Origin of the sequence: Chloroflexus islandicus, from assembly GCF_001650695.1 — a bacterium.
GTDB classification, from domain to species: domain Bacteria; phylum Chloroflexota; class Chloroflexia; order Chloroflexales; family Chloroflexaceae; genus Chloroflexus; species Chloroflexus islandicus.
This window is the reverse complement of the sequence record NZ_LWQS01000060.1, coordinates 63923-89617: the sequence shown is the minus strand read 5'-3', so window position 1 is coordinate 89617 and position 25695 is coordinate 63923. Positions and strand designations below refer to the sequence as shown.

21 protein-coding genes are annotated in these 25695 nt (G+C 60.5%); 10 read left to right on the top strand and 11 right to left on the bottom strand.

Annotated features, from left to right (window positions below):
- Positions 1 to 5 precede the first annotated feature (5 nt).
- From A6A03_RS11875 to A6A03_RS11860, 4 genes are all read right to left on the bottom strand, one after another.
- Positions 6 to 1103 carry a sugar ABC transporter permease gene (locus A6A03_RS11875; protein WP_066788392.1) on the bottom strand — a complete coding sequence of 366 codons (1098 nt, stop codon included), beginning with the start codon at positions 1101 to 1103 and terminating at the stop codon, positions 6 to 8.
- Entirely contained in the window at positions 1096 to 2175 is a 1080-nt protein-coding gene (locus A6A03_RS11870; RefSeq protein WP_066788390.1) for a carbohydrate ABC transporter permease, read from the bottom strand. The genes A6A03_RS11875 and A6A03_RS11870 overlap by 8 nt, the downstream gene beginning before the upstream one ends.
- 95 nt (positions 2176 to 2270) lie before the next feature.
- Positions 2271 to 3509: an extracellular solute-binding protein gene (locus A6A03_RS11865; protein WP_066788387.1), complete on the bottom strand. Its 1239-nt coding sequence runs from the start codon at positions 3507 to 3509 to the stop codon at positions 2271 to 2273.
- Between the two features lie 81 nt (positions 3510 to 3590).
- Entirely contained in the window at positions 3591 to 4031 is a 441-nt protein-coding gene (locus A6A03_RS11860; RefSeq protein ID WP_245668966.1) for a MarR family winged helix-turn-helix transcriptional regulator, read from the bottom strand.
- Positions 4032 to 4229: 198 nt separating this feature from the next.
- Between A6A03_RS11860 and A6A03_RS11855 the strand changes: the two genes are divergently transcribed.
- Complete coding sequence (locus A6A03_RS11855; RefSeq protein WP_066788384.1) at positions 4230 to 5786, top strand: PucR family transcriptional regulator; 1557 nt, start codon at positions 4230 to 4232, stop codon at positions 5784 to 5786.
- Positions 5787 to 5861: 75 nt separating this feature from the next.
- On the opposite strand, the gene A6A03_RS11850 is transcribed toward A6A03_RS11855, so the two are convergent.
- Positions 5862 to 7295 carry an LCP family protein gene (locus tag A6A03_RS11850; protein WP_066788381.1) on the bottom strand — a complete coding sequence of 478 codons (1434 nt, stop codon included), beginning with the start codon at positions 7293 to 7295 and terminating at the stop codon, positions 5862 to 5864.
- Between the two features lie 198 nt (positions 7296 to 7493).
- Here A6A03_RS11850 and gnd point away from each other — a divergent pair, with 198 nt between their 5' ends.
- The 4 genes from gnd to A6A03_RS11830 all read left to right on the top strand — a co-directional run bounded on the left by gnd (position 7494) and on the right by A6A03_RS11830 (position 11638).
- Entirely contained in the window at positions 7494 to 8396 is a 903-nt protein-coding gene (gene gnd / locus A6A03_RS11845) for a phosphogluconate dehydrogenase (NAD(+)-dependent, decarboxylating) (RefSeq protein ID WP_066788379.1), read from the top strand.
- 143 nt (positions 8397 to 8539) lie between these two features.
- On the top strand, positions 8540 to 10060 hold the full coding sequence (gene zwf, locus A6A03_RS11840) for a glucose-6-phosphate dehydrogenase (RefSeq protein ID WP_066788374.1): 1521 nt from the start codon (positions 8540 to 8542) through the stop codon (positions 10058 to 10060).
- A gap of 12 nt (positions 10061 to 10072) precedes the next feature.
- Positions 10073 to 11212: a glucose-6-phosphate dehydrogenase assembly protein OpcA gene (locus tag A6A03_RS11835; RefSeq protein WP_066788371.1), complete on the top strand. Its 1140-nt coding sequence runs from the start codon at positions 10073 to 10075 to the stop codon at positions 11210 to 11212.
- 57 nt (positions 11213 to 11269) lie between these two features.
- The gene (locus A6A03_RS11830) at positions 11270 to 11638 is read left to right on the top strand and encodes a hypothetical protein (RefSeq protein ID WP_066788369.1); all 369 of its coding nucleotides are present in this window, start codon (positions 11270 to 11272) and stop codon (positions 11636 to 11638) included.
- 247 nt (positions 11639 to 11885) lie between these two features.
- On the opposite strand, the gene secA is transcribed toward A6A03_RS11830, so the two are convergent.
- From secA to A6A03_RS11815, 3 genes are all read right to left on the bottom strand, one after another.
- Positions 11886 to 14876 carry a preprotein translocase subunit SecA gene (secA, locus tag A6A03_RS11825; protein WP_066788367.1) on the bottom strand — a complete coding sequence of 997 codons (2991 nt, stop codon included), beginning with the start codon at positions 14874 to 14876 and terminating at the stop codon, positions 11886 to 11888.
- 112 nt (positions 14877 to 14988) lie between these two features.
- Positions 14989 to 17214, bottom strand: coding sequence for an HD domain-containing phosphohydrolase (locus A6A03_RS11820; protein ID WP_066788365.1), 2226 nt, complete (start codon positions 17212 to 17214; stop codon positions 14989 to 14991).
- Positions 17180 to 18229, bottom strand: a complete 1050-nt coding sequence (locus A6A03_RS11815; protein ID WP_066788363.1) for a sensor histidine kinase — start codon at positions 18227 to 18229, stop codon at positions 17180 to 17182. The genes A6A03_RS11820 and A6A03_RS11815 overlap by 35 nt, the downstream gene beginning before the upstream one ends.
- 174 nt (positions 18230 to 18403) lie before the next feature.
- On the opposite strand from A6A03_RS11815, the gene A6A03_RS11810 reads away from it, so the two are divergent.
- On the top strand, positions 18404 to 19018 hold the full coding sequence (locus tag A6A03_RS11810) for a WD40/YVTN/BNR-like repeat-containing protein (RefSeq protein ID WP_066788361.1): 615 nt from the start codon (positions 18404 to 18406) through the stop codon (positions 19016 to 19018).
- Positions 19019 to 19025: 7 nt separating this feature from the next.
- Here A6A03_RS11810 and A6A03_RS11805 read toward each other — a convergent pair whose 3' ends face one another.
- The 3 genes from A6A03_RS11805 to A6A03_RS20615 are packed head-to-tail and all read right to left on the bottom strand — an operon-like array spanning position 19026 to position 21581.
- Complete coding sequence (locus tag A6A03_RS11805; protein ID WP_066788358.1) at positions 19026 to 20651, bottom strand: McrB family protein; 1626 nt, start codon at positions 20649 to 20651, stop codon at positions 19026 to 19028.
- Positions 20651 to 21316, bottom strand: coding sequence for a hypothetical protein (locus tag A6A03_RS11800; RefSeq protein ID WP_066788354.1), 666 nt, complete (start codon positions 21314 to 21316; stop codon positions 20651 to 20653). The genes A6A03_RS11805 and A6A03_RS11800 overlap by 1 nt, the downstream gene beginning before the upstream one ends.
- A 40-nt stretch (positions 21317 to 21356) precedes the next feature.
- Positions 21357 to 21581: a hypothetical protein gene (locus A6A03_RS20615; protein WP_172812309.1), complete on the bottom strand. Its 225-nt coding sequence runs from the start codon at positions 21579 to 21581 to the stop codon at positions 21357 to 21359.
- Between the two features lie 517 nt (positions 21582 to 22098).
- Between A6A03_RS20615 and dnaX the strand changes: the two genes are divergently transcribed.
- The 4 genes from dnaX to A6A03_RS11780 all read left to right on the top strand — a co-directional run bounded on the left by dnaX (position 22099) and on the right by A6A03_RS11780 (position 25673).
- The gene (gene dnaX / locus A6A03_RS11795) at positions 22099 to 23937 is read left to right on the top strand and encodes a DNA polymerase III subunit gamma/tau (protein ID WP_066788351.1); all 1839 of its coding nucleotides are present in this window, start codon (positions 22099 to 22101) and stop codon (positions 23935 to 23937) included.
- Positions 23938 to 24164: 227 nt separating this feature from the next.
- Positions 24165 to 24467, top strand: a complete 303-nt coding sequence (locus A6A03_RS11790; RefSeq protein ID WP_066788348.1) for a YbaB/EbfC family nucleoid-associated protein — start codon at positions 24165 to 24167, stop codon at positions 24465 to 24467.
- A gap of 17 nt (positions 24468 to 24484) precedes the next feature.
- The gene (recR, locus tag A6A03_RS11785; RefSeq protein ID WP_066788345.1) at positions 24485 to 25102 is read left to right on the top strand and encodes a recombination mediator RecR; all 618 of its coding nucleotides are present in this window, start codon (positions 24485 to 24487) and stop codon (positions 25100 to 25102) included.
- Between the two features lie 199 nt (positions 25103 to 25301).
- Positions 25302 to 25673 carry a roadblock/LC7 domain-containing protein gene (locus A6A03_RS11780; RefSeq protein ID WP_066788340.1) on the top strand — a complete coding sequence of 124 codons (372 nt, stop codon included), beginning with the start codon at positions 25302 to 25304 and terminating at the stop codon, positions 25671 to 25673.
- The last annotated feature ends 22 nt before the right edge of the window (positions 25674 to 25695 follow it).

Genomic DNA, 25695 nt, shown 5'->3' with positions numbered 1-25695 from the left:
TCATATCATCCCTTGACCCCGCCCAATGTCAGGCCGCCGATGATATACCGCTGCAACAACAGGTAAACGATCGCCACCGGCAACGACAGCAAAATCGAAAAGGCAGCGAAGCGCGACCACGGGATTTGTCCGGCGTACTGGCCAGTCATGTTATAGAGCGACATCGCCAGCGTAAAATCTTTGGGGTCGGTCAGGAACTGCCACGACAGGAAGAACTCAGTCCAGCCGCCGGTGAAGCCAAGAAACCCAGTGACGGCCAGCGCCGGCGTCGCCAGCGGCAACACAATCTGGAAGAAGACCTGATTCGGCGATGCGCCATCGATAATCGCCGCCTCCTCCAGCTCTTTGGGAATCGTATCGAGGTAGCCCTTCAGGTTCCAAATCGCAAATGGCAAGGCCCCCGACACCATCGCAATCCCGACCCCAAGCAGCGAATTGCGCAACACAAAGACCTCGCTGCGGGCCGGGGCGAGGCCGCCGTAGATCAAGCCAAGGCTAATGACCAACCCTACCGCGCCGAAGAAGTAGTTGCCCGGCCCCGCCGAGCCAATCCGGATCGCCGGCACTACCGCAAACAGCGTGAGACCGAGTAGCATCAGACCGGCGAGAATGAGCACAATACTCATAATCGCACTACTGATGCGAATGCTATTAAGCAGTGCAAAGAGCGGCGCAATCGTCGCCACACTGGGCAAGACGGTAATCGCCAGCACCGCAATCATCATAAACTGCCGGCCGGGGAACTTGAAGCGCGAAAAGGCATACGCCGCGCTAACGCCGATGAGGAGGGCAAAGGCCGACACCCCGCCGGCGAGGCGCAGGCTATTAAACGCCAGCTCAGCGAACGTCACCGGGTTGGCGGTCGGGCGGTCGAGCACCTGCACATAGGCTTGCAGCGACGCGCCGGGAGGAATCAGGTTCAGCTCGGTGGGGCGCGAAATATTGCGCGGATCGAGCGACATGCTCACAATCCAGAGCACCGGAAAGAGCACAGTCGCGGCGATGAACAGGCAAATTGCTTGCAACACCAATTGCTGCCACCACTTCAAGCGGCGGCCGGCGGCGGTGCTGCCTGAACGGCGCTGAGCGGTCACACTAGACATCGTAGCTCTCCGTGGCGCGCGAAATCTTGTTGGTAATCAAGAAGATCGGGATCAACACCAGCGCAATAATGACCGAAAATGCGGCGGCAACCCCATAGAGCTGGTTGACGTTAATCAACTTAAACGCCTGCGTCACCATAATCTCGGTGCGGCCGAGCGGCCCGCCGCCACTCATAAAGTAGATCACGTGGAAGAGGTTGAAGGTGGTAACGATACCAACCATCGCCGCCGGCACCATCGCCGGACGAAGCAGCGGCAGCGTGATTCGCCAGAACTGCTGCATACCGGTCGCGCCATCAATGCTGGCCGCCTCGTACATCTCTTTCGGGATCGATTGCAGCGCACCGGTGGCCACGATGGTCATAAACGGCCAACCCAGCCAGATATTGGCAATCAGCATCGCATAATAGCTGAGCGGCAGGCCAATGCCGGGGATGGGATCTTGAATCTGGTTGAACCAGCGAATTTGGACTGGATCGAGCCCAAACGGCGTGATGAAAAGATTAATCAACTGATTGATCGAACCGTACTGGTCATCGAACATATTGCGCCAGACCGTGGCGACCACGATATTCGGTAACACCATCGGTAAAATATAAATAGCCCGATAGATTTTGCGTCCCCACAGTCCTTCCACGTTTAGCAAGACAGCGATAATAATGCCCAGCGCGACGTGAAACCCAACATTCGAGAATGTCCACCACAGGTTGAAGGCCAGCAAGCGCCAAAAGTCAAAGTTACCGCCAAGACGGGCGACAAATTGCGGGTTATTGGTAATAATATCCAGATAGTTTTTAAAACCGACAAACTGGGCCGGCCGGTAATTGGGCGGAGTCGTACCGCCGGGGCCAAAGGGGTTGAGCGTCTGTTTCCCCTCTTCTTTGATCACGCCGTAGTCGGTAAACGACATCCAGACTTGAAACGCCAGCGGGTAAAAGGTGACGACCATCATAATCACCAGTGCTGGCAGCAGGTAGACAATCGGGGTGCGCAGTTGTTTCCACCCCTCGTACAGAGCTGAGCGCGGCGCTCGCGCCGTTGGCGAGGCCAGCTCTGGATTTGTGGTTGCCATGCGGCTTCCTCCCCTGCGGTTGGAACGTTCAGATGTTGCGTATGATAACACTGCCAGACCCTCAACGGGGAGGGTCTGGCAGGCGGTTGACCGGATTACTTGCCGTTGGCGGTATTCATCAGCGCGCAGGCTTCGGTGACAGCAGCCTTGGGATCAGCGCCACCGTCGAGTACCTTCGTCATGGCATCGCCGAACGGGCCCCAGTAGTTGTCGAGTTCGGGGATCTGCGGCCGCGGCACGCCGGTGGCCGACGCCTGCGCGAAGGCCTCTACCAGCGGATCGCTGATCTGCACTTTGGTGCTCACCGGCACGTGGCCGGCCTCATCGACGTAGACCTTCATCGATTCGGGGCTGGTCAGGAACATCGCCAACGCGACGGCGCCGGCCACGTTCTGGCTGTTGATGCTGACGTAGAAACCATCGACGCCGGTGAGCGGGCCAGCCGGCTTGACGGCTCCCGGCATCGGCGCGACGCCGAGGTTGTCACCCAGCACGGCGCGGTAGTCACCCAGCACCCACGGGCCGTTGATGATCATGTCGGCCTTGCCGTCTTTGAACAGCGAGTCAGCTTGGCCGCCATCGGTCGAGAAGGTGACAGTGGGTACTTCCTTCAGCGCCTTGAGGTAAGCGAACCACTCAGGGCCGCCGGCCTGATCGGCGATGCACTTGCCGTTGCTATCCATCAGTTGGCCGCCAAACGCCTGCAACCAGCCGAAATTGTGGTAGGCATTCTGGTTGAGCACCAGCGTTTTGCCCTCTTTGACCAGCGCCAGCAGCTCATCAGTGGTGGCCGGCGGGTTGGTGATCTTGCTCTTGTTGTAGTAGAGCGCTACCGCCTTAAACGACTCAGGAATGCCGTACAGCTTGCCATTGAGCGACATACCGGCCACGCCGGTCGGCGCGACATCGGTCAACATGCTCTGATATTCGCTCAGATCGGCCAGCACCCCCGCGCGGATCTGGCTACCAAGGCTGTCATTCGGCGCAATGAACATATCGGGGCCGCCGCCCGACGAGACCTCGTTGTTGAACTTATTAAAAATCTGATCGAAGGGGATTTGCAGCACATTGATGGTGGCCTGCGGGTAGGCGGCGCGGGCGCGATCAATCAGCATATTGATCGCCTTCTCCTCGGCGCTGCCGGTGCCATAGGCATGCCAGAGCGTGACAGTGCCGGTAATTGCCATGCCGCCAGCGGCAGGTTGGGCTGGCGCAGTCGTGGCTTGAGCGGGAGCAGTCGTGGGTTGGGCAGCGGGAGCGGGTTGGCCGCAAGCGGCGAGGAGAGTGGCGAACAGGGTTAGCAGCGCGAACAGTGCAAACGACAGGCGCTTCACACGTTTCTCCTTTGGCTGGGGCAACAATGCCCAAATAATCAGGAACTATACCGTCGAAACGATGGTGATGAGATGGGCCAATCAATCGCTATCGCTCGATATCGCACCTCCTTCACTCCCATGTTGTATGATCGTCAATTCGCGCCGGAGCTTGAGTAGCAAGCGAGTGAGCAACTCGCGCTCAGCCCCATCAAGCACCGCCCACCGGCGCGCGAGTGATTCGCTATGCGCAGCGCGCACCTTGGCCAAGTGGGCGCGGCCATGCGCTGTCAACCCGATCCGTTGCACGCGCCGGTCACTCGGATCAGCGATGCGCTCAACCAAACCGAGCGAGCTAAGGCGGTCAATCAGGCGGGTCGTGCTGCTCTTGTCAATCAACAGATGGACGCTCAGATCCGACAGCCGCACACCGTGGTGTTCAGCCAGCAACAGCAGCGCCGCGTACTGGGTAGGGTTGAGCTGGAATTGGCGCAGGACACGGCGATCGCCATCATCCAGCAAGACATAAACTTCTTGGATCATACGGTGCTGCTCGGTGCCGGATGGCGTCATAGGCATTCGGATAACTTCGTTGTCAACAAAATAGTTGTATAAACAATAATTGTGAGTGGGATTATAGCAGATGTGACAAGTGGTTGTCAAGAGGGGCGTGTGACGTTGATCATCAGAACAATGTATAATACGGTCAACTTCGGTGATAACGATTTGTGATGCATTAGTATGGTAACCATCACCGTTCGCGATGTTGTGCGACTAGCGTTGCCGGAGGGCACTGCGGTCGTCGCTGGCGCTGCCGGCTTGGGGCGTCAGGTCAGTTGGATTGCCACCCTCCGCGCTACGTTGCCGGCCTTTGCCGAACTTCGCGGTGGTGAACTCGCCTTGCTATCGGTTGAAGCGGCGCGCGCGCTCGATTCGCGGTTAACGTTAGCGGTGTTGGTGCGCCGCTTGGCGCAGGCGCCGGTGCCGATTGCCGGTGTCGCTGCATTGGGCGTGATCACACCCGAAGATCAGCAAGCGGCGGAAGAGGCCCGGCTGCCGTTGCTGCATCTGCCCGATGGGATCGATCTGCGCGAGGTCGAGCGTGAGATCACGCGCCTGATTACCGATTACGAAGCTCAATTCGAGCGGCGGGCCGCCCAGCTCTACGATTTGCTGACCCAACGTTCATTGCAAGGCGGCGGGATTGGCGGCTTGCTTGATATTTTGCACGAGCGTACCGGCCAGAGTGTGGCTTGTTATGCGCCGAATGGCGTGATCCGGGCGCAGCGTGGGCGCGGGCAGGCGCGGCTGGCCTTGCAGGCGCTGCGGCCCTCTGGTCGCGGCGAGACAAGTTTGCTCAACCAGCAAATCTGGGTCGAGCCGATTGGCAATAGCAGTGTGCCAACTGGCTACGTCGCGATTGCTGGTACAGCGCTTGATCCGTGGGATCGCACGGCAGTGCAGCGTGGCGCCTTGGCGTTGGCGCTCGAGTTGGCCAAAGAACAGGCGGTGCAGGCTGCCGAAGAGCGGTTGCGCGGCGATTTTATTGCCAGTATTCTGGCCGGGCCGCCAGCCGATATGGCCGCAGCGATCCAGCGTGGCCAAGAATTGGGCTATACCCTTACGGCGCCCCATACGGCAGTGCTGGTGCATATCGATGATGCCAGCGCGGCGACGTTGGGCCGGGCGGCGGCGAATATTCAGAATGAGCTGAAACGGCTGAATATCAATGCGCCTATCTCGCGGCGCGAGAGCAATGTGCTCTGTATGTTGCCCTTGCCGACCGTCAGCCGGGCGCGCGAGGTGGCCGAGCAGTTGCGCGAACGCCTGTTGCTCGATCATCCGAATGTCGTGCTGGCTGTTGGCATGCCGGCAGCGCATCTCTCGGAATGGCGGCGCACACTCGAAGAAGCCGAACAGGCTCTCAGCCTTGGCCGCCAGATTTTTGGGAACGATCGCGTGCTCGCGTTCGGCGATTTAGGCGTCTATCGTTTGCTCATCCGCTTGCGCGAGACGCCGGAGCTGTGGTCGTTCTACCGCGAGACGCTCGCTAGTCTCGCCGAGTATGATAAACGCCAGCACGCCGACTTGATCAAGACGCTCGAAGCCTATTTCAACAACCTCGGTAATCTGCGCGCTACTTCCGAGGCGTTGCACGTTCACCGCAATACGTTGCTCTACCGCATCGAGCGCATCAAAGAGATTAGCGGGATGGATCTCGACAACGCCGAGGAACATTTTGCGCTCTGGCTAGCCGTGCGCGCGCACCGCATTCTCTCGACCTTGGAAGAGGGTTGAACAAAAGGGAGTAAGGATCGGGGTCAGCGCGTCAGGATGCTACCTGCCCTCCTCCCTATTCCCCACTCCCCTCCTTTACGGCGTGCGATCGCGGCCCAAGATCACCACAATTTCTGCCTCGCTATACACTTCTGCCGGTTTGCCAACGACCACCTCAGCGCCGAGCAGTTGGGCCAGCCGGCGGGCGGTGAAGGGGGCGTTGCCGGCTTGATACACCACCGTACGCGGGTAGTCTCCCGGCGGCGCGTCAGCAGGGGCGAGCACCGTAAAGCCGTTGGCGCTCAGTTCTTCACTGGTGCGGCGCGCTAACCCGACCACGCCGGCCCCATTGAGCACCTGCACCCGCGCTTGTTCGCTCGCCTCTCCCGGCGGCGTCAGCCAGCGATTGACCAGCGCTGCCACGTCGCTGGCATCCCAGATCAGGTTGGTGTCGTTTTCTCGCACAGCTACCGTGCCCGGCTCGATCCGGTAGCGCCCGATCAGCGCCGGATCAAGGTTGGCGGCTAGCCGGCCCATGGCCAGCAGGGTGTCGAAGTTGGCAAGCGGCAGGGTGGTCAGAATGGCCGGCGTATCGCCAGTTTGGGTCACGGCATCGAGCAGGCGCGGCAACAGCAGCATCCGCTCAAACCAGTTGTGCTGCTGGATCTCATTCACGATCGCTTGTACAACCTGCTGCTGCCGTTCGGTGCGGCCAAAGTCGTTGTCAGCGTGGCGCGTGCGGGCGTAGATCAAGGCGCGCGCGCCATCCATCCGTTGCGGGCCGGGTTCAAAGACGACTCGCATGACGCCGTAGTCTGGGGTGGGGTAGGCGTCATCGACGATCCGGCGCGGCACGTCGATTGTAATCCCGCCAAGGGCGTCAATCAAGGCAGCGAAGCCGTCGAAGTCGATCTGCACCATGTAATCGACCCGCATGCCGCGTTGCTCGAAGTTGAGAAACTGGCTGACTGTGTCAGCGGCGAACGCCATCCCTCCCTGTTCCGGGCTAATACCGTCGCCGTAGAGTTCGGTCGCGTGGTAATAGCCGTAAGCATAGGCGGCGTTGATCTTGCTGGGGCCGCGGTTGGGCAGATCAACCTGTGTATCACGCGGGATCGAAAGCAGGTTGGCCCAGCCTCCCATACCATCGAGCCGCACCAGCATCAACGTGTCGCTGCGTATCCCCTCTTCGGGACGGTCACGCCGGATGTCAACCCCAACCACCAAAATATTCGCTCCCAACAATGGCGAGGTGATGACCGGCCCGCGCGGATCGGCAACCACGATCCGCTGCGCCAGCCGGTGGATCTGCCAGTAACCAAACCCCAGCGCCAGCGCAACGATGGCCACTATCCCCAGCGCAATCCAACCCAGTGGCCAGCGCCGCTTAGGTATGGCGCGACGTGGCGGTGTAGCTTGCGGTGGCGATGGCGGGCCTTGGCGAGCGCTTTTGTGCTCTACTCTTCGCATCACCAGCGTCTCGCCGGTGTACGGTGGGCGAGGCGGTTGGTTGTTGGAGGGATTTGACATACCTACACTCCGAAATAATGGGATCATTATTGATGGTAGAGACGTTGCCGGGCCAGATGTTGGTATCCGCGAGCGCCATCACTCTGCGTAACGCCAATTAGCATACCGCATTGCACTCGCGCCGGCATCAGACCGGAGTATAATGCTTAGGCAAGGATGATCAATTGCATTCGCAATAGTTAGCTTGAGGAGCGAATGATGGAAGTAGGACTAATCGGTCTGGGCCGGATGGGCGCGAATATGGCGATTCGCTTGCGCCGCGGCGGTCACCGGGTGATTGTCTATAACCGCACGGTCGCCAAAGCGCGTGAATTGGCGGCTGAGCACGATCTGATCGCGGCGGAGGAATTGGCCGATCTGGTGGCGATGCTGACCCCGCCGCGCGTGGTCTGGTTGATGTTGCCGGCGGGTGCTGCCACCGACGAGCATCTGGCCGCGCTGACGCCGCTGCTCGCGCCGGGTGATATTGTGATCGATGGCGCCAACAATAATTATAAGGCGAGCATTGCCCACGCCGAGCAGTTGGCGGCGCATGGCTTGCGGTTTCTCGATATTGGCGTCAGCGGCGGGATTTGGGGCTTGCAGGTCGGCTACTGTATGATGGTCGGCGGCGATGAGGAGTCGTTCCGCTACGTTGAACCGCTCTTGCAGACGCTGGCCCCGCCGGATGGCTATCTGCTGTGCGGGCCGCATGGAGCCGGCCATTTCGTCAAGATGATCCATAACGGCATCGAGTATGGCATGATGCAGGCGTATGCCGAAGGCTTCGAGATTTTGCGCCAGTCGCGCTACGATTTTGATCTAGCCAAGATCAGCCACCTCTGGAATCAAGGCAGCGTGGTGCGCTCGTGGTTATTGGAATTGGCCGAGCGCGCGTTCAGCGCCGATGCCGATCTGAGCAGCATCCGCGGCTATGTCGAAGACAGCGGCGAGGGACGGTGGACGGTGCAAGAGAGCATTGATCTCGATGTGCCGGCGCCAATCATTACCCTCTCGTTGCAGATGCGCTTCCGCTCGCGGCAGGAGGACAGTTTCAGCGCCAAGGTGTTGGCCGCGCTGCGCCAGCAGTTCGGCGGCCACGCGGTCAAGAAGGCGGAATAAAGCCATATTTACCGCAGAGGTCGCAGTGGACGCGGAGGGAAATAAACGTATTCGGCGCGGGGAAGTCAACCTGCCGTAATATATCAAACACCTCTGCGTCCTCTGCACCCTCTGCGGTAAAAAAACAAGCACGGAGTGAGCGCATGGCGACGCCTGTTTTGGATAATCCGCTGCGGGCCGGGTTGCGCATTGGCCGTACCCCCGAACCCTGCACGATGGTCATTTTCGGCGCCAGCGGCGATCTGACCAGCCGCAAGCTGGTGCCGGCGCTCTACAATCTAGCTCGCGAACGCCGCTTGCCCGGCGGTTTTTCGGTGGTCGGCTTCGCCCGCCGCGATTGGAGCGACGACTATTTTCGCGATCTGCTGCGCGAGGCGGTCAATGCCAATTCGCGCTCAGGGCCGGTTGATCCCGAATTGTGGGCCAGTTTCGCCCAAGGGATTCAATACCATCGCGGCAGTTTTGACGAGGCTGATGCCTATACCAGTTTGGCCGAGCGGCTAGCGGCGATCGACGCCGAGCGCGGCACCGGCGGTAATCGCGTCTTTTATCTGGCCACCCCGCCCGATGCCTACCCCACGATCGTGGCCCAGCTCGGCGCGCATGGGTTGGCTCACTCGAACGGGTGGACGCGGATTATCATTGAGAAGCCGTTTGGCCACGACCTCGCCAGCGCGCAGGCGCTTAATGCCGAGGTGTTATCGGTCTTTCGCGAAGATCAGGTCTACCGCATCGATCACTATCTCGGCAAAGAGACGGTGCAGAATATCTTGATCTTTCGCTTCGCCAACGGCATCTTCGAGCCAATCTGGAACCGGAGCCATATCGATCACGTGCAGATTACCGTTGCCGAGACCATCGGGGTCGAGGATCGCGGTGGCTATTACGATACCTCTGGCGCGCTGCGTGACATGATCCAAAACCACCTGATGCAGTTGCTGTGTCTGGTGGCGATGGAGCCGCCATCGCTCTACGATGCCGATGCGGTGCGCGACGAGAAGGTCAAGGTGTTGCGCGCGGTGCGCCCGTTGTCGGTCAACGATACGGTGCGCGGCCAGTACGGGCCGGGCAGCGCCAATGGCTTGCCGGTGCGCGGCTACCGTGAAGAGAAGGGGGTGTCACCCGCTTCGCAAACCGAGACCTATGTGGCGTTGAAGCTGTTTATCGACAATTGGCGCTGGGCCGGCGTGCCGTTCTATTTGCGCAGCGGCAAGCGCTTGCCGCGACGGGTGAGCGAGATCGCGATTCAATTCAAGGCAGCGCCGACGATGATCTTTGCCGATACACCGCTCAACGACCTCGATCCAAACGTCTTGGCGATCAAGATCCAGCCTGACGAAGGGATTTCGCTCAAATTCAGCTCGAAAACTCCCGGCCAACCGCAGATCCGTCCGGTGACAATGGATTTTCGCTACGGCGCATCGTTCGGCGTCACTTCACCAGAAGCCTACGAGCGGCTGTTGCTCGATTGCATGCTCGGCGATGGCACCCTCTTTACCCGCCGTGACGAAGTTGAAACCAGTTGGGCGCTGTTGACGCCGATCTTGCAGGCATGGGCCGAAGGCCCGCCGCAGCCGTTCCCCAATTACGAAGCCGGTAGTTGGGGGCCAGCGGCAGCCGATGAATTTATCGCCCGCGATGGCCGGTCGTGGCGGCGACTATAGGATGGAGATGGTATGAGCGAAGCGGCAATCGATATCAATGCGATCGAGCGCGAATTGCGCCAGATGTGGCAAGAGCAAGCGACGCATCCTGACGCTGGCGGGCAAGCGGTGATTCGGGCGCTGACGCTCAACTTGATTGTGCGCGCGCCTGATGATGGTTGGGCCGAACAAGCGTTAGCGGTAGCGCCGGCGCTTACGGCGCAACACCCCAACCGTACCGTGATCGTGATTGACCGGCCCGGCCCGGCGACCGAGTTGCAAGCGAACGCACAGGCGCTCTGTACGCTGGCCAATGCTGGTCGCACGCAGGTCTGCGGTGAGCAGGTGACGATTAGCGCCCGCGGCGCACCGGCTGGGCAACTGGCCAGCCTCGTCTTGCCGCTGCTGGTGCCCGATCTGCCGGTGGTGCTGTGGGCTCCCGGCCCGCAGCCCTTCGCCCAGCCGCTGGTGCAACGGCTCTACCGGCTTTGTGACCGGCTCATCGTCGATTCGACCACTTTTGCTGATCCGCTGCGGGAATTGGCCGAATTAGCCGCTTTTGAACAGACAGCCAACGGTGCGCCGGCGGTGAGCGATTTGGGCTGGACGCGCCTGACCTCGTGGCGTGAACTGACGGCCCAATTCTTCGATACGCGCCCCTTTTTGCCGCACCTGCACCGGATCGACGAGATCGTGATCGAATACGCCGCCGGCAATCGTCCGAATCCGGTGGCGGCGTTGCTCTTTGTCGGCTGGCTGGCGAGTTGTTTGAAATGGACGCCGCTGGAAGATGCAGTCGGGATCGAGGGCGAGACCATCCAAATCTACCTGCGGCGACCAGCAGTGGGGGTGGGGCCGGCGGCCATCCGGCTAGTGAGTGTGGCAATCCGGCCAGTCGATCGCGCCGGCGTTGAAGGGCTGGCACGGTTGGCGTTGCGGGCCGTAGATAATCAGCAGGCAGAGTTTGTGGTGGAATTGACGAGTGATGCCGGACACGCTTGCACGCGCGCGACTATTGCCGGCGCGCACCCGATCGAACGCACGGCGACGATTGATCGGCCAGCGCTGGCCGATCTGCTCAACAGCGAACTACGGCTGCTCAGCCGCGACCGCACCTTTGCTGCGGCGCTGCATCTCGCCGGCGGGTTAGCGCGACGGTTGGCGTTGCCATAGCGGGAGATCCGCTATAATGCTTCACCAACCGCATGTATGCAGACAAGGATCGCGCTGATGTTTCCGTTTCAAGAACTCTTCCTGAGCCCGCTCGGCGTTGGTATCATTATCTTAATGTTGTTGATTGAATGGCAGGCGATGGTACAGATCAAATGGCAACCGCTCTTTCGCGCGTTGGGTGATGTGGCGGTGGCCAGTATTGTGTCATCAGTCGTGATTGTGCTGCTGGGCCAATTGCTGCTGGCGTTAGAGAACCCCCTGTTCGTGATTGTGGGGGCGTTTGTGGTAGCGGTGCTGGTTGAAGGCTTCGTGCTCATGCTAATCCGCAAACGCAAAGCTGCCCCTAGTTACATGGCGGCGCTGATTGCGAATGCGGTGTCGTTTATCTTTTTGCTGATCTTTTATTTGTCGTTTTTGGCGATGTAGCAAGGGCAGCAGCCCTGCGGTAGGTGCGCGGGGCGTGTTCTGTTGTCATTGCGAGGGCGCGCAGCGCCCGCAGCGATCGCCACGTTGCCCCCACCCCAGCCCTCCCCCTCCGGGAGAGGGCTGGGGTGGGGGCGTCAAAGGGCTGAGGGTGTGAGAATGTATGCCCCCTCCCGGCACCCTTCTGCTGGGGGAAGGAGTGTAAAACCCCTCCCCCAGCGGGGGAGGGGCAAGGGATGGGGGCGTTACGTTACCGCTTCTTCCCCCGCGGCACCGATTGGGGATTGCGCCCGCGTTGCGCGGCGGGGCCGTTTTGTGGCAATTGGCCGCTATCGATCGCAGCTTTGATCTTGGCCGCCTCTTCGGCGATAGCCGGGTTGGCCGGACGCGCTGGCTTAGCCGGTGACGGCGCAGGCGTTGCCACCGGCGTTGCATTCCCTAAACTCGCCAACTCGTGCTCACGACCCAAGTGGCAATGCTTGAACTTCTTGCCGCTGCCGCACGGACACGGATCGTTGCGCCCGATCTGCGGGGTTGAACGGCGTTGCGGTTTGCGTGCCTGATCGACTTCGCTGCTGCCGCCAGCGATTTGTGCGGTTGCCAAACGGCGGGCCTGCTCTTCGGCGATTTGGCGCAGATAGGCTTCATACTGGAACGAGGCCGGGATCACGTTGTAAACAATATCGCGCGCAATGTTCTCCTTCAGCTCGTCGAACATGCGGAACGACTCGCGCTTAAACTCGATCAAGGGGTCTTTCTGCGCGTAGGCTTGCAAGAGAATATTCTGCCGCAATTCGTCCATTGCGGTCAGATAATCGACCCACTGGCGATCGATCGCGCCCAACATCACCCGTCGCTCGACCGTGCGCATCACTTCCGGGGTAATCGCCTTCTCGCGCTCGGCGTAAGCGGTTTCGAGCTGATCGAGCAAGAACTGCTCAATCTCCTCTTTCTTCTTCCCCTTCAACGTCTCGGCGGTGACGGTCGGCGGCAGGGTCGGGTTGATCCGGCGATACGCGCGCAGCACCTCAGTCAGCTCAAGCTCATCGGGTTCATCGCTCAGATGTTCGTCGATCTGGCTCTGAATCTCTTCCGCCATCAGATCGAGCACCCGCTCGCGCATATCGGCTTCGTCGAGGATAGCCTTGCGGTCAGCGTAGATGATCTGGCGCTGCTTATTCATCACGTCGTCAAACTCGACGGTGTGCTTGCGGGCATCGAAGTTGTACCCCTCGACGCGGGTCTGTGCGCCTTCGATGGTACGATCGAGCAGGCCGGCTTGCAACGGTACATCGGAACCAACGTACCGCTCCATCAAGCCTCTGATCCGGTCGACCGGGCCAAACCGGCGCAGCAATTCATCTTCGAGCGAGAGGAAGAAGCGTGACGAGCCGGGATCGCCTTGGCGACCGGCGCGCCCGCGCAACTGGTTGTCGATCCGGCGCGCCTCGTGGCGTTCGGTGCCGATTACGTGCAAACCGCCGAGCTTGCGCACCTCTTCGCCTTCGGCCTCGGTCAGCGCCTTCGCCTTCTCCCACGCCGCTCGCTTCTGTTCAGGCGTGGCCGTTTCGATGGTCAGGCCCTCTTTGCGCAAAAACTCCTCGACCAGACCATCGGGGTTGCCGCCGAGCAGAATGTCGGTACCACGACCAGCCATATTGGTGGCGACCGTCACCGCGCCCTTACGCCCGGCCTGCGCCACAATTGCAGCCTCGCGTTCGTGTTGCTTGGCGTTGAGCACGTTGTGCGGGATGCCGGCCTGCTTAAGCATCGCGCTAAGCCGCTCGGAGGTTTCGACCGACGTGGTGCCGATCAGCACCGGTCGCCCGATCTCGTGCATTTCTTGCACTTCGCGTAGCACAGCGTTAAACTTCGCCTCTTCGGTGGCGTAAATCTGGTCGGGCAGATCCTCGCGGATCATTGGCTTGTGGGTTGGAATGACCACCACATCGAGATTGTAAATCTTGGCGAACTCTTCCCGCTCGGTGTAAGCCGTACCGGTCATACCGGCCAGCTTCTTGTACATGCGGAAGTAGTTCTGGAAGGTGATGGTGGCCAGCGTCACGTTCTCGTTCTTAATCGCCACCCCTTCCTTGGCCTCGATCGCCTGATGGAGGCCATCGCTCCAGCGCCGGCCCGGCATCGCCCGCCCGGTGAACTCATCGATAATCACCACTTCGCCGTTCGGCGTCACCATATAGTCGCGGTCGCGCTGGTAGATAAACTGGGCCTTGAGCGCATTCTCGACGTAGTGGGTCTTCTCGTAGTGTTCGGGATCGAACAGGCTCTCGCCAGCGGGGATATTGAGCAGCTTTTCGAGCTTCTCAATCCCCTTTTCACTGAGGTAGATGCTCTTGCTGCGCTCATCGACAAAGAAATCGCCGTCCGGCTCCAGCCCCTCCTCTTTCACCTGCTTGGCCGTCACCGACGAGCGGCGCAACTGGCGGACGAGCTTCGCCATCTGGCGGTAGAGATCAGACGACTTCTGCGCCGGGCCAGAGATGATCAACGGCGTGCGCGCTTCGTCGATCAAGATATTGTCAACCTCGTCAACGATGGCGTAGTGCAACTCGCGCTGCACGAGCTGCGACTTCTCGTAGGCCATGTTGTCGCGCAGATAGTCGAAGCCAAACTCGTTGTTGGTGCCGTAGGTGATGTCGGCCAGATAGGCTTCGCGCCGGGTGCAAGGCCGCCAATGGACGAGGCGCTGGTCTTCGGGGTTGGCGTTGGGATCGATATAATCAGGATCGTACAACGCGCTCTGTTCGTGGGCGATAAAGCCGACCGAGAGGCCAAGGAAGTGGTAAACCGGCCCCATCCATCCAGCGCCGACTTTGGCCAGATAGTCGTTGACCGTAACCAAATGGGCGCCTTTGCCTTCGAGCGCGTTGAGGTAGAGCGGCAAGGTGGCGACGAGCGTCTTGCCTTCGCCGGTCTTCATCTCGGCGATTTTGCCTTGGTGCAGCACAATGCCGCCGATCAACTGCACATCGAAATGGCGCATCCCAATCGTGCGCGCGGCTGCTTCGCGCACGGTAGCGAAGGCTTCGGGCAAGATATCATCAAGCGTCTCGCCATCGGCTAGACGCTGGCGGAATTCATCAGTCTTGGCGCGCAGCTCGGCATCGCTCAACTTGGCGAATTCGGGGCCAAGCTGGTTGATCTCTTCCACTATTGGCTGCAGCCGGCGTATCTCTTTCTCGTTGCTGTCACCCAGCAACCGCCGGAGAAAATTCAACATACCAACTCCTTATACGGGCGCAGCGCACTGAATTCCTACAATCAGGCACGGGCGCAGCGCACTGAACCCCTGCAATCAGGTACGGGCGCAGCGCGCTGCGCCCGTTGTTTCCTCATCTCATTATATCATTGCTGCCCATTTCGGCGATGACCTGCTCGAAAACTTCTACTACCCGCGGATCGAAGTGGCGACCGGCTTGTTCGCGGATATACGCCAGCGCCCGTTCCCGTGACCAAGCGGCCCGGTAGGGCCGGTCGCTGGTGAGGGCGTCGTAGACATCAACCACGGCGAAGATACGCGCCGCCAGCGGGATCTCCTCGCCGCGCAGACCGCGCGGGTAGCCGGTGCCGTCCCATTTTTCGTGGTGGCACCACGGAATATCGAGCGCAGGCGCGAGAAAGGCAATTGGGCGCAGCAGTTCGACCGCGAGTGTGGGGTGGGTGCGCATAATTGCCCACTCTTCATCGTTGAGCGGGCCGGGCTTGAGCAAGATCGCGTCGGGAATACCCATCTTGCCAATGTCGTGCAACAGCGCGCCGCGGCGCACGTGTAGCAGCTCTTCCTCGCTAAAGCCCATGCGCGCAGCGATCCGTACCGTCAATTCGGTCACCCGGCGCGAATGGCCTTCGGTCTCGCGGTCACGCAGATCGAGCGCGCGCGACCAGCCTTCAATCGTCTCATCATACGCGGCGCGCAATTCGGCGTTCGCCGCGCGCAGTTGCTCGAAGAGGTCAGTGCGGTGCAGCGCGTTGGCGGCCAGTTCGGCAATGTCGTTCAGCAAATCCAGCTCGGCTTCGCTCAGCGGCGTTGCTCGCTGCAACAACAAGACCCCCACCAAGCGATTCGCGGCGTACAATGGTGCGCCGATCACGGTCTTGCCGGTCGCGCTGAGCAGGTCTGCAACCGAAATAGGGCCGCTGATGTGCCGAAACCGATCGCTCAAGCTGGCCAGCACCGCTGGTTGTTGTTCAAGTGTAGCTAGATAACTCAGCGCGATATCAACATGCAAGCTACCGTTATGTTGCCGCAAAAGGGCAATGCTCTCAGCTTCAAAGATCTCGCGCACCTTCCCCAACAAGATTGGCGTCAACTCGGCCCACGATTGCGCCGGGCGCAGGGATGTCCCAATGGCGGCCAGCGTGGCGCGGCGCTGCTCACGGGCGACCTGTTCGGAAATATCCTGTTTAATGGCGATAAAGCGGCTGATCACGCCGTCTTCATCAGTGACCGGCGTAATCGTCATCTCTTCGTGGTAGAGACTGCCGTCTTTGCGCCGGTTGATCAGCCGGCCCCGCCATGGGTTCCCAGCCAAAATCTGATCCCAGAGCGCGGTGTAGAAGGTGCGATCCTGCTTGCCGGAACGCAAAAGACGGGTTGATTGGCCAATCGCTTCGGCTGCTTCGTAGCCGGTCAAGGTGGTGAAAGCTGGATTGACCCACTCGATGATACCGTTGCGGTCAGCAATCATAATCGCGTTGGCGGCGTCGTTGAGCGCTTGGGCTTGCAGCCGGAGACGCTCATTTTGCTGATGGAGTTGGTCGCGGTAGTGGGCGTTTTCGATCGCGATCGGCAATTGGGCGAGAAAGCCTTCCCGTTTGATAATATAATCGGCCACGCCGAGCCGTAATGCTTGTAAGGGAAACTCCTCGTTACCCGGCTGGGCCATTACAATGATCGGTTGCACCAGCCGGCGGAATTGGATCAATTCTTTCACCAGATCGAGCACGGCCAAGCGCGGTTGCGCGCAATCGATCAGCACAATATCGCTTGCCAGTTGGCCCTGCGCCAGCCCGTGCAACAAGGCGCGCTGGCCGCGCACCGGCACACAGTGCAGGTGGGGCGCGGTGCGTTGCAGATAGTGGATCGTTGCTTCGCTGTCGGTCGCGCCGAATTCAACATAGGTGACGGTAATGGTCTGGCTGCGCCGCGCTTGCTGGGAATGAAACCGCTGGCACGCCTGCTCGATGATCGCGCCGATCCGGTCGAGGTAGTCATCACGCTTGATGACATAATCATCAGCGCCGGCTTTGAGCGCGCTAATCACCATGTGATCGCCGCCGCCGCCGGTCAGGATGATCACAGCCAGCGGCAGATGGCGGGATCGAATGTAGGCGAGCAGATCGAGGCCATCGCCATCACGGAGGTGCAGGTCTAGCACCACCCCATCGTAGGGTGGTGCAGTCGCTGATAGGCTGTGGAGATGGGCGTATGCAGCTTGATACGAATCGATATGCGTGATTTTGATCGTAGCATCGTGCAGCAGCATTGCGCGCCGGAAGAGATCGGCGTCAAAGGGATTATCTTCAATCAGCAACAGATGAAGGTGATGCGGTGGCATGCGGGATCTCCACGTAGAAGATTGCGCCGGCGCCGGGGCTGCTCTCGGCCCAGACCCGTCCGCCCATGCGCTCAATCGCTTTTTGCACGATAGCTAACCCGACTCCGGAGCCGGGATACGCATCTTGTGGGTGCAAGCGTTGAAAAATGACAAAAATGCGCTCGTGATGGCGCATGTCAAACCCGATCCCGTTATCTTTGACCCATAATCGCACTGTATCGCCCGCGGCTTCGGCGCCAATTGCCAGCCGCGGTTGGGGAACGTGGGCCGTAAATTTCAGCGCGTTGTCGATCAGGTTGCGTAGCGCCAAGGTGATGCCGATCTCGTCGCCGCGCATCACCGGACAGCGAATATCTTGTTCGATGGTGATGCCGCGTGTCTCGATTTGATCAGTATGCATGGCCCAAATCTCTTCGATGATGGCGGCAAGGTTAATCTCGGCATATTCCAGCACTTTGCGTTCAATGTGGGTATAGGCAAGTAAATCGTCAATCAGTTGGTTCATTTGGGTGGTTGCCGTGCGAATGCTATTGAGGCATTGTTTGCCGTCATCGTCGAGCCGGTGCGCATGGAAGCGTAAGAGGAGTTGGCTATAGCCCTCAATGACGCGCAGCGGCGCTTTGAGATCGTGAGAGATCGTTGCGGTAAAGGTTTCAAGCTCTTGATTAATCTGGCTCAATTCGGCATTTGCAGCCTGCAATGGCGCGGTGCGTTCGGCGATACGCTGTTCGAGCGAGGCATTGAGCGCGCGGAGTTCGTCGTTGATGCGCTGGTATCGTTTGAGCGCGCGCCATCGTTCCCATCCCAGCCAACCGGCCATTGCCAGTACAAACAGCCAGCCCTTGGCCGTCTGCCAGCCGGTCAAGCTCTCTATATCGCTGATCATAAGCGTGAGGAGCCTGTCAGAGAAGGCAATCCATGCTCCGGCAATGATCGTGTACCAAGCCGCTAATCGCAGCGCGCTTGGCGCCGGATCGGCGCTCTGCCAAAGCTGGCGCAGATGTGCGAGCGACATAATCTCATCCCGCAGTGATTGTGCAGCGAGCAACTGGATGGAACCATTGAACGGGGATGCGCTCTAGCTTGAGATACTCTATCATCATATCACATTGCATCATGCAATGCTATGCTACAATCGCGTATGGTTGCGCAGCATGCGCCAGTGTGACAGTATGGCGAAGGAGGCGGCATGGCAAAGGCTGGAGTGCTTTATGTTGGCGCCGATAATGGTCTGTACATCTTCAGTGATCCGGGTGGCGCGGGCCGCTGGCGCTTGTTGCCCGATATGGCATTGTCCGGCGAGCAGGTGTTCGCGCTGGTGGCTGCCGATTCGCTGAGTTTAGTGGTGGCGACAAAGCAGGCCTTCTTGCGCAGTGATGATGGTGGCCGGCAGTGGCGCGAGGCCGATGCCGAGGATCGGGCGTTGTTTAATTTTCTCGCCAGTGATCGTCTGCCGGTAGCGACCGTGCAGGGAATGGGTGTCTGGCGCGATGCCGATTTGGGGGTGCCGGACGCGCGTTTGTTGGCGGTGCTGTCGGGGAAGCAGGAGGTGTTGTTAGCCGCAGTCGCTGAGGGCACGCGCGTTATGCGCAGCGAGGACGGCGGCAAAACGTGGCAGGAAGTGACCGGTGCATGGCAAGGCGCGCTCAGCGCGTTTGCGCCGAGCACCTATCATATTGATGTGGTGTGGGCCGGTACCGATACCGGCCAAATCTGGCGCAGCGATGATCGCGGGCGTACGTGGCAACACGTGGGCAGTGTCCCCTCGCCAGTGCGTTGTCTCGCCGCGGTGCGGGTGGCGTGACGCCGGATCAGCCGTAAAAGTCGGTATACCCCTCGCGATCAAGCCGGGCTAGCATCTGTTCGAGCCGGGTTGCGCTGCGCGGGAGCCTTCCTTCACAAAGCGCTTGTAACCCGCGCAGCGCCTGCCGGAAGCGCGGGGTGTCGTCGCCGCGCAGGCGCGGCAAGAGGCGCTGGAGCATCTGTACGTCTAGCGCCTCGAATGGACTCATACTGCTGGCTTGTTCGATGAAGCGGAGCGTTTCACCCAAAGCCCGATACCCGGCTGGTTTTCCTGCCGCTGCCATGTGGGTCTGGATCGCGGCCAGCATCTGCCAGATCTGGTCGTCGATCGCTCCTTGATACACGGCGCGGAAGCGGTTAAGATCAAAGTTCCCTAGTTCGATCAAGTTGGCCCGATCGAGCACTTTGTCGCTGAGCAAGAAGGTGCTTTCATCGACGTTGACGGTGCCGATCAAGCGCAGATTGGCCGGCCAGCGTAGCGGGTTGCGCACCACGCCACCGCCGGCCAGCGGCGTTTCGGCCAACGGGGTGCCGAGATCGATCAATCCCTCGGCAGTCTCCATCGCCGAGAGGATCGGCGCCAGATAGTATTCGGGCCGAGCTAGATTCATCTCGTCGAGGCAGACGATGTAGGTCTGATCGGGGTCGGCGGCGGCCTTGAGCACATGGCGCAGAAATGCGGTCGGCTGGTAGAGACCAGTGAGCGTGTTGTAGTAGCCGAGCAGGTCGCGGGCGCTGTGCCAGTCGGGTTGCACCGCCACCAGCAGGTAGATCGGGTTGGGTTGGCCTTCGCCGCTGCCGATCAGCGCATCCGCGTACAGCCGGGTCAGCCACGTCTTGCCGCTGCCGCTCGGCCCGGCCAGAATCACGAGCGGTCGCGCTTGCACTGCCAGATGAAACGCTTCCAGTATACGTTCATCAGTCACCATCCCGCGCCGGCGAATCGCGGCGGCAATCTGCTCGAACGGCGGCAATCCGGCGTGGTAGCGTTCTAGCGTCTCACGCAAGGTGTGGGTGGTCGCCAGCTCGATCTCGGCCAGCTCCATTAAGGCTTCATTGAGCGGCAGCAACGCGCAAAGATCATCGATCAGCCGCTCGTCAGGCGGCACGTTATCCCACGGATAGACAAAACCGGCCCACAGATATTGGGCTTGCCGTTGGGCCAGATAGTGATCGATCCAGCGCATGCCCGGCGCGGGCGGGCGGCGGCTGGCAAACCTCGCCTGCCCTTCCGTGCCGATCCGGTCGATCAGCGCTTCCCACAACGGGCGCGCTTCGCGCCAAAGCCGGGCCAGTTGCGGTCGCCGCGCTCCCCACAGTTGCAAACCCACGGTGACTGTGCGTTCAACCCCGCTCACCGTTAGCATAACGCCGGCCCCACGCGGTGGCCGGTCAAACGCGAACCAATAGTCTTCGATCGGATCGCGCCGCCCCTTGCCGCGATCAATCGCGCGTCGCGCCTTGAAGCTCAACTCGTACAGCGGCCACTGTCGCGGCAAGAGCGCTGCCGCCCGTTCGGCGGCACGGTTAGCCAGCGCCAGCATTTCGGGGTGCAACCAGCGTTGCACCGCTTGCCAGCGCTCGCTCACGCCGGGTTGGAGCAGAGCTTGCAGCGCGGAAGGCGAAAATGGCATCAGGCAGTCGGTGGTCGCAAATAAAACTGCGGATCAAGCCCCGGTTCAGGATCGCTCGGCGTTGGCGGAAAGACCGTTGCCAACCGCGGCAGGATCTCGCGCAGTTCGCCGCTCATGGCCGCAATCACCTCTTCCACCGCCTCAGCCTGCAATCGCTCCACCGGGAAGAGCCGGGTCACGGTTAATTGCGCCAGTGCTGGCGACTGTTCGCTGCTTAAGCGGAAGACGCCGTTGATCTCGAAGTTATCCTCAATGTCAGTATGGCGCGCAAAGAGCTCGAGGATTTTGGTGGTTGCATCCTCAAAATGGGTTGTCTGCTGTTCGTCATCGCTCAGCGGCAGGAAATAGGTCACGTCGAACGCCATTGGGCTCGCGCGCCGCATCGTGCGCAGCCGCTCGGCGGCGATCTGGTTAAGTGCATCAATGATGGGTTGGCCGTGCAATGAGGCAATGGTCAGCTCCGCCGGCCAGTGGATGCTCACCACGGCGCGCAACGGCGGTTGTGCCCATGCGCCGGTTTTATCGGTATTCGGCGGCAAACAAGTCACGTGTAGGCTGCGCCCCAACGTGTGAACGTCAAGCAGTTCTTGGGTGTGGACGATGTTGATCTGGTGTTGTTCGAGGCTTTCGATCAACAGGGCAATCAATTGCTCGTAGGTGAGCATAGGGCATCCTCTGGCGCAGACGGGTGATACTAGCGTACCATTATACCACCGGTGATGTTCTAGTGTTGATCGGTTTGACCCCGCCGCGCCGGCCAAGCCCGAACCCGATCCGGTAGATGTCGGGCATGTTGATGCGATTGTCGCTCGTGAGTTCAAAAATGCCAAGGTGAAGCAAATGGTTTTTGATGCCGCTCCATCCGTCATCAGTCCATAGTGGCGGTAAATAAGGGCGTAGAGAGTGCCACGGGGTTCGGAGGATAGCCACAAAGATACCCAAACCATCAACCTCATGGTTTTGTGCCTTTTGTGTCTTTTCGTGGCTATTCAGCCCGCGCAGCAGGCTTCTAATGGCTGTGCAATGCCTCACAGTCCGGCGCTGCGCTCCCCGCTCCCGCGCAGTGGGAGCAGGGTTGGGATGGGAGGGAGGCAATGCTAAGCCGCAGAGGATTTAAACGCAAAGGCGCGCAGGGCGCAGATCGTGCAATGGGTTTGGGTGATAGCCACAAAAATATTCAAACCATGTTTTGTGCCTTTTGCGTCTTTTCGTGGCTATTCAGCCCGCGCAGCGGGCTTCGTAGCCGAGGGTTCAAACGCAAAGGCGCGCAGGGCGCAGAGCGCAAAATGAGGTTTGGGGGATAGCCACAAAGATATTCAAACCATGTTTTGTGCCTTTTGTGTCTTTTCGCGGCTATTCAACCCGCGCCGCGGGCTTCTAAGAGATATGCTGTCCGCTCGCCTCTGGTATAATACCCTCTGCTGACCAACCGACACCCGAAAGCGCGATGGCAGTTCAGTCACTCTACCGCAAATGGCGTTCCCAAACCTTTGCCGAGCTGGTGGGGCAAGAGCATGTGGTGCAGACGCTGCGCAATGCGATTGCCGAAGACCGGGTCGGCCATGCCTATCTCTTCACCGGCCCGCGTGGCGTCGGCAAGACGACGATGGCCCGCTTGCTGGCCAAGGCGGTGAACTGTCTCCATCCCGATCCGGCGGCGCGTCCCTGCGGGACGTGTGAGATGTGTACGGCGATCGCCGAGGGCCGCGCGGTTGATGTGATCGAGATGGATGCCGCCTCCCACACTAGCGTGGAGGATGCGCGCGAGATTATCGAGCGGGTGCAGTTTCGTCCCAGCGTCGCTCGCATGAAGGTCTATATCATCGACGAGACCCACATGCTTTCGACTGCGGCGTTTAATGCTCTGCTCAAGACACTCGAAGAGCCGCCCGATCACGCGCTCTTTATTCTCGCCACGACCGAAGTGCATAAGGTGCCGGCGACGATTTTGTCGCGCTGCCAGCGCTTTACCTTCGTCCGCCATAGCGTGACGTCGATGGCGGCCCACTTGCGCCGGATTGCCGCCGCTGAGGGGATCGCGCTGGCCGATGGCGCTCCCGAAGCGATTGCCCGCGCTGCGACCGGCAGTATGCGCGATGCGCTCGGTATTCTCGAACAGTTGGCTTCGTTCGTCGAGGGGCCGATTACCCTGCACCACGTGCAGAGTCTGCTCGGCATGACTGCTGCCGCCGAAGTAGATGCGTTGATCGCGGCCTTGCTCGCCGCTGACCTGACCGCCGCGCTGCGCGCGGTCAATGCGGTGGCGAATCAGGGTGCTGATCTGCGCCAGTTCGCCCGCGATCTGGTGGAACGGCTGCGCGCGGTGATGTTGCTTAAGGCGACCGGCGATCGCTCGCTGCTCGACCTCGGCGACGATGAGGCGGCGCAGTTGGCGCAGTGGGCGCAGCAGGCCGAGATGGCAGCGCTGGTGCAGTGGGTGAAGCTGTTTAGCAATCTTGATTACCAGTTGCGCACGACGCCCTACGGCCATCTGCCGCTCGAAGTAGCGGTGGTCGAAGCGTTGCTCGCTCCCGCCCCCGCGGCCCAACCGGTAGCGCCGCGTCCGCAACCGGCCCGGCCCCAGCCGAGCGCACCAGCCGTCGCGCCGCGCCCGCACTTGTCTGAGAGCCAATTTGGCTTTGTCACAAGCGCAAGCGTTGCGCCGCTGCCCGCTTCCCGCCCGCAACCGGCTCCGGCTGGCCCGGCTGAACCACCCCGCCCGCCGGTTGCCAGCCAACCAGTGTCTGCCGACCCGCCGCCGGTTACGCCAGCGCCGTCGCCTGAACCATCAGTGCCCGCGCCTGCGCCTGCCGCCGACCCGCCGCCCCCGCCGCCGGCAGCATGGGCCGCGGCCCAACACGCCCGCCCGCCGGCTGATCCGGCAGTCGCTCGCGCCGCTGATGCCGAACTGTCCTTGCTCGAACAGCTCGAAGCGACGTGGGAAGACTTTAAGCGCGATGTCCGCCCGCGCAGCCCGACCGTGCAGGCGCTGCTCAATAGCGCCCGCCCTTACGATGTCGAAGGGAATACTATCGTCTTGCTGGTGTCGTCTTCCTTTCACAAAGAGCGGCTGGAAGAGCCGAAAAATCGGGCGATTATCGAAGAGGTGTTGCGCCGCCGGTTAGGCAAAGTCTACGCCGTCCGCTGCACAATCGAAGAAAAATCGGTCGAACCCACCGATCTGCGCGGCAAGATTCGCGAGGCGCGCAAAGATGAATTGGTGCGCGCTGCCCTGAATATCTTTGATGCCCAGATCGTGGATATTGAGCCGCTCGAACCGGAATGATTGCTGTACAAGCGGCGCGCAGTATGGTACCCTGTGTAGCAGAAGTGCGTGGCTCTGTGACCTGTCGTGAGTGGGTTGTCTGTGTGCGATCGTATGGCGTGCGGCAGTGCAACTGCTGCATTCCAAATCATTGTTTCAGCGTGACAATATGGCGTGCGACAGTCAAACTGCCGCACGCCAAAGCCAAATGTAAACCTCTTTACCAGTGCGTGAAAGGAGCAGATTCCATGAATCAACGCCAACTGATGCAGATGGCCCAGCAGATGCAGCGCCAGATGCAGAAGGTGCAGGAAGAATTGGCCGCCACGATTGTGGAGGGTACTGCCGGCGGCGGCGCGATTACGGTCAAGATGAATGGCCACCGCGAGGTGCAGTCCATCACGATTGCGCCCGAGGTGGTTGACCCGAATGATGTAGACATGCTGCAAGACCTGTTGCTCGTTGCTATTAACGACGCTTCGCGCAAAGCCCAGCAGTTGGCCGAAGAGCGGATGCAGCCGCTCACCGGCGGGCTGAAGGGGCTGTTCTAAGCCGCTGCGGGGAAGGTATGGCCGTTCACCCAGAACAAACATTGATCGCTGCGCCAGTCGCTCGCTTGATCGAGGAGTTTGCCAAGCTGCCCGGCATCGGCCCCAAGACCGCCTCGCGCTTGACCTTCTTCCTGCTCCGCGCTGAGCCGAAGCAGGCCCAAGCACTGGCGCAGGCCATCCTCGATGTCAAAGAGCAGGTGGGGTATTGCCGGCGCTGCTTCAATATCACCGTCGGCGAGTTGTGCCCGATCTGCCGCGATCCTAGCCGCGATCAGACCAAGATTTGCGTGGTCGAAGAGCCGCTCGATGTGCTGGCGATCGAACGTACCGGCGCCTATCGCGGTCTGTACCACGTCTTACACGGCCATATCGCTCCGCTTGAGGGCATCTATCGCGAGGATCTCAAGATTGATGAGCTGCTGGCCCGTGTGCGTAGCGAGCCGGTCAACGAGGTGATTCTCGCTACCAATCCCAATACCGAGGGTGAAGCGACCGCCTTCTTACTGTTGCGCGATCTGGCTCCGCTCGGCGTGCGGGTCACGCGCCCGGCCCGTGGCCTGCCCACCGGCGGCGATCTGGAATGGGCCGATCCCGAAACGCTTGGTTCGGCGTTGGAAGGCCGGCGGGAGTTGTAGGGACCATCGGGGTGTGGCAGAGCATCGCTGCCTGATGTCATTGCGAGCCGCGCGTAGGGGCAGAGCAGCGCTCTGCCCCCGCGCGTAGGGGCAGAGCGCTGCTCTGCCCCGATAGCGGATGAAGCCACTCGCAGCGATCGTCCACAAGCTGAAACAACCGCTCTATGCAATCGCTTCGCAATAACCCAATCACACTGTTATGAACGTCACCACGATCCTCAACGAAACGATCGCCAGCGTCAAAGGCGCCCAGTTTGCCGGCATTGTCGGCACCGATGGCCTCAGCGTGGCGATGGCTTATCACCCCGCCGCCGTTGAACTTGATCTCGATATCGAGTTAGCCGAACTCGAATTGGCTGAACTGACCTCGCGGGCAACCGCGGCGGCTGATCGGATTGGCGCCGGGTATGTGCGCGATCTGGTGATCGAAACCGATGCGCTGTTGATGCTGGCGACCCAGATTATGCCCGGCTATTACGGGGTGCTCGGCGTGCTCAGCGAGATTGCTAATCTGGGCAAGGCCCGGTTTGCGCTCCAAGCCATGGTCGAACGGGTGCGCGCCGAGTTGTGAGCCGATCGGCTCGCGCACCCCT

What these genes read in the sequence shown, in the direction of transcription:
- A6A03_RS11815 (WP_066788363.1), bottom strand. Translation starts at nt 18,229, where the DNA reads ATGTCGCTCGCACATCTGCGCCAGCTTTGGCAGAGCGCCGATCCGGCG.
- dnaX (WP_066788351.1), top strand. Translation starts at nt 22,099, where the DNA reads ATGGCAGTTCAGTCACTCTACCGCAAATGGCGTTCCCAAACCTTTGCC.
- A6A03_RS11830 (WP_066788369.1), top strand. Translation starts at nt 11,270, where the DNA reads ATGTTTCCGTTTCAAGAACTCTTCCTGAGCCCGCTCGGCGTTGGTATC.
- A6A03_RS11875 (WP_066788392.1), bottom strand. Translation starts at nt 1,103, where the DNA reads ATGTCTAGTGTGACCGCTCAGCGCCGTTCAGGCAGCACCGCCGCCGGC.
- A6A03_RS11850 (WP_066788381.1), bottom strand. Translation starts at nt 7,295, where the DNA reads ATGTCAAATCCCTCCAACAACCAACCGCCTCGCCCACCGTACACCGGC.
- A6A03_RS11860 (WP_245668966.1), bottom strand. Translation starts at nt 4,031, where the DNA reads ATGATCCAAGAAGTTTATGTCTTGCTGGATGATGGCGATCGCCGTGTC.
- gnd (WP_066788379.1), top strand. Translation starts at nt 7,494, where the DNA reads ATGGAAGTAGGACTAATCGGTCTGGGCCGGATGGGCGCGAATATGGCG.
- secA (WP_066788367.1), bottom strand. Translation starts at nt 14,876, where the DNA reads ATGTTGAATTTTCTCCGGCGGTTGCTGGGTGACAGCAACGAGAAAGAG.
- zwf (WP_066788374.1), top strand. Translation starts at nt 8,540, where the DNA reads ATGGCGACGCCTGTTTTGGATAATCCGCTGCGGGCCGGGTTGCGCATT.
- A6A03_RS11835 (WP_066788371.1), top strand. Translation starts at nt 10,073, where the DNA reads ATGAGCGAAGCGGCAATCGATATCAATGCGATCGAGCGCGAATTGCGC.
- A6A03_RS11855 (WP_066788384.1), top strand. Translation starts at nt 4,230, where the DNA reads ATGGTAACCATCACCGTTCGCGATGTTGTGCGACTAGCGTTGCCGGAG.
- A6A03_RS11800 (WP_066788354.1), bottom strand. Translation starts at nt 21,316, where the DNA reads ATGCTCACCTACGAGCAATTGATTGCCCTGTTGATCGAAAGCCTCGAA.
- recR (WP_066788345.1), top strand. Translation starts at nt 24,485, where the DNA reads ATGGCCGTTCACCCAGAACAAACATTGATCGCTGCGCCAGTCGCTCGC.
- A6A03_RS11820 (WP_066788365.1), bottom strand. Translation starts at nt 17,214, where the DNA reads ATGCCACCGCATCACCTTCATCTGTTGCTGATTGAAGATAATCCCTTT.
- A6A03_RS11810 (WP_066788361.1), top strand. Translation starts at nt 18,404, where the DNA reads ATGGCAAAGGCTGGAGTGCTTTATGTTGGCGCCGATAATGGTCTGTAC.
- A6A03_RS11870 (WP_066788390.1), bottom strand. Translation starts at nt 2,175, where the DNA reads ATGGCAACCACAAATCCAGAGCTGGCCTCGCCAACGGCGCGAGCGCCG.
- A6A03_RS11780 (WP_066788340.1), top strand. Translation starts at nt 25,302, where the DNA reads ATGAACGTCACCACGATCCTCAACGAAACGATCGCCAGCGTCAAAGGC.
- A6A03_RS11790 (WP_066788348.1), top strand. Translation starts at nt 24,165, where the DNA reads ATGAATCAACGCCAACTGATGCAGATGGCCCAGCAGATGCAGCGCCAG.
- A6A03_RS11805 (WP_066788358.1), bottom strand. Translation starts at nt 20,651, where the DNA reads ATGCCATTTTCGCCTTCCGCGCTGCAAGCTCTGCTCCAACCCGGCGTG.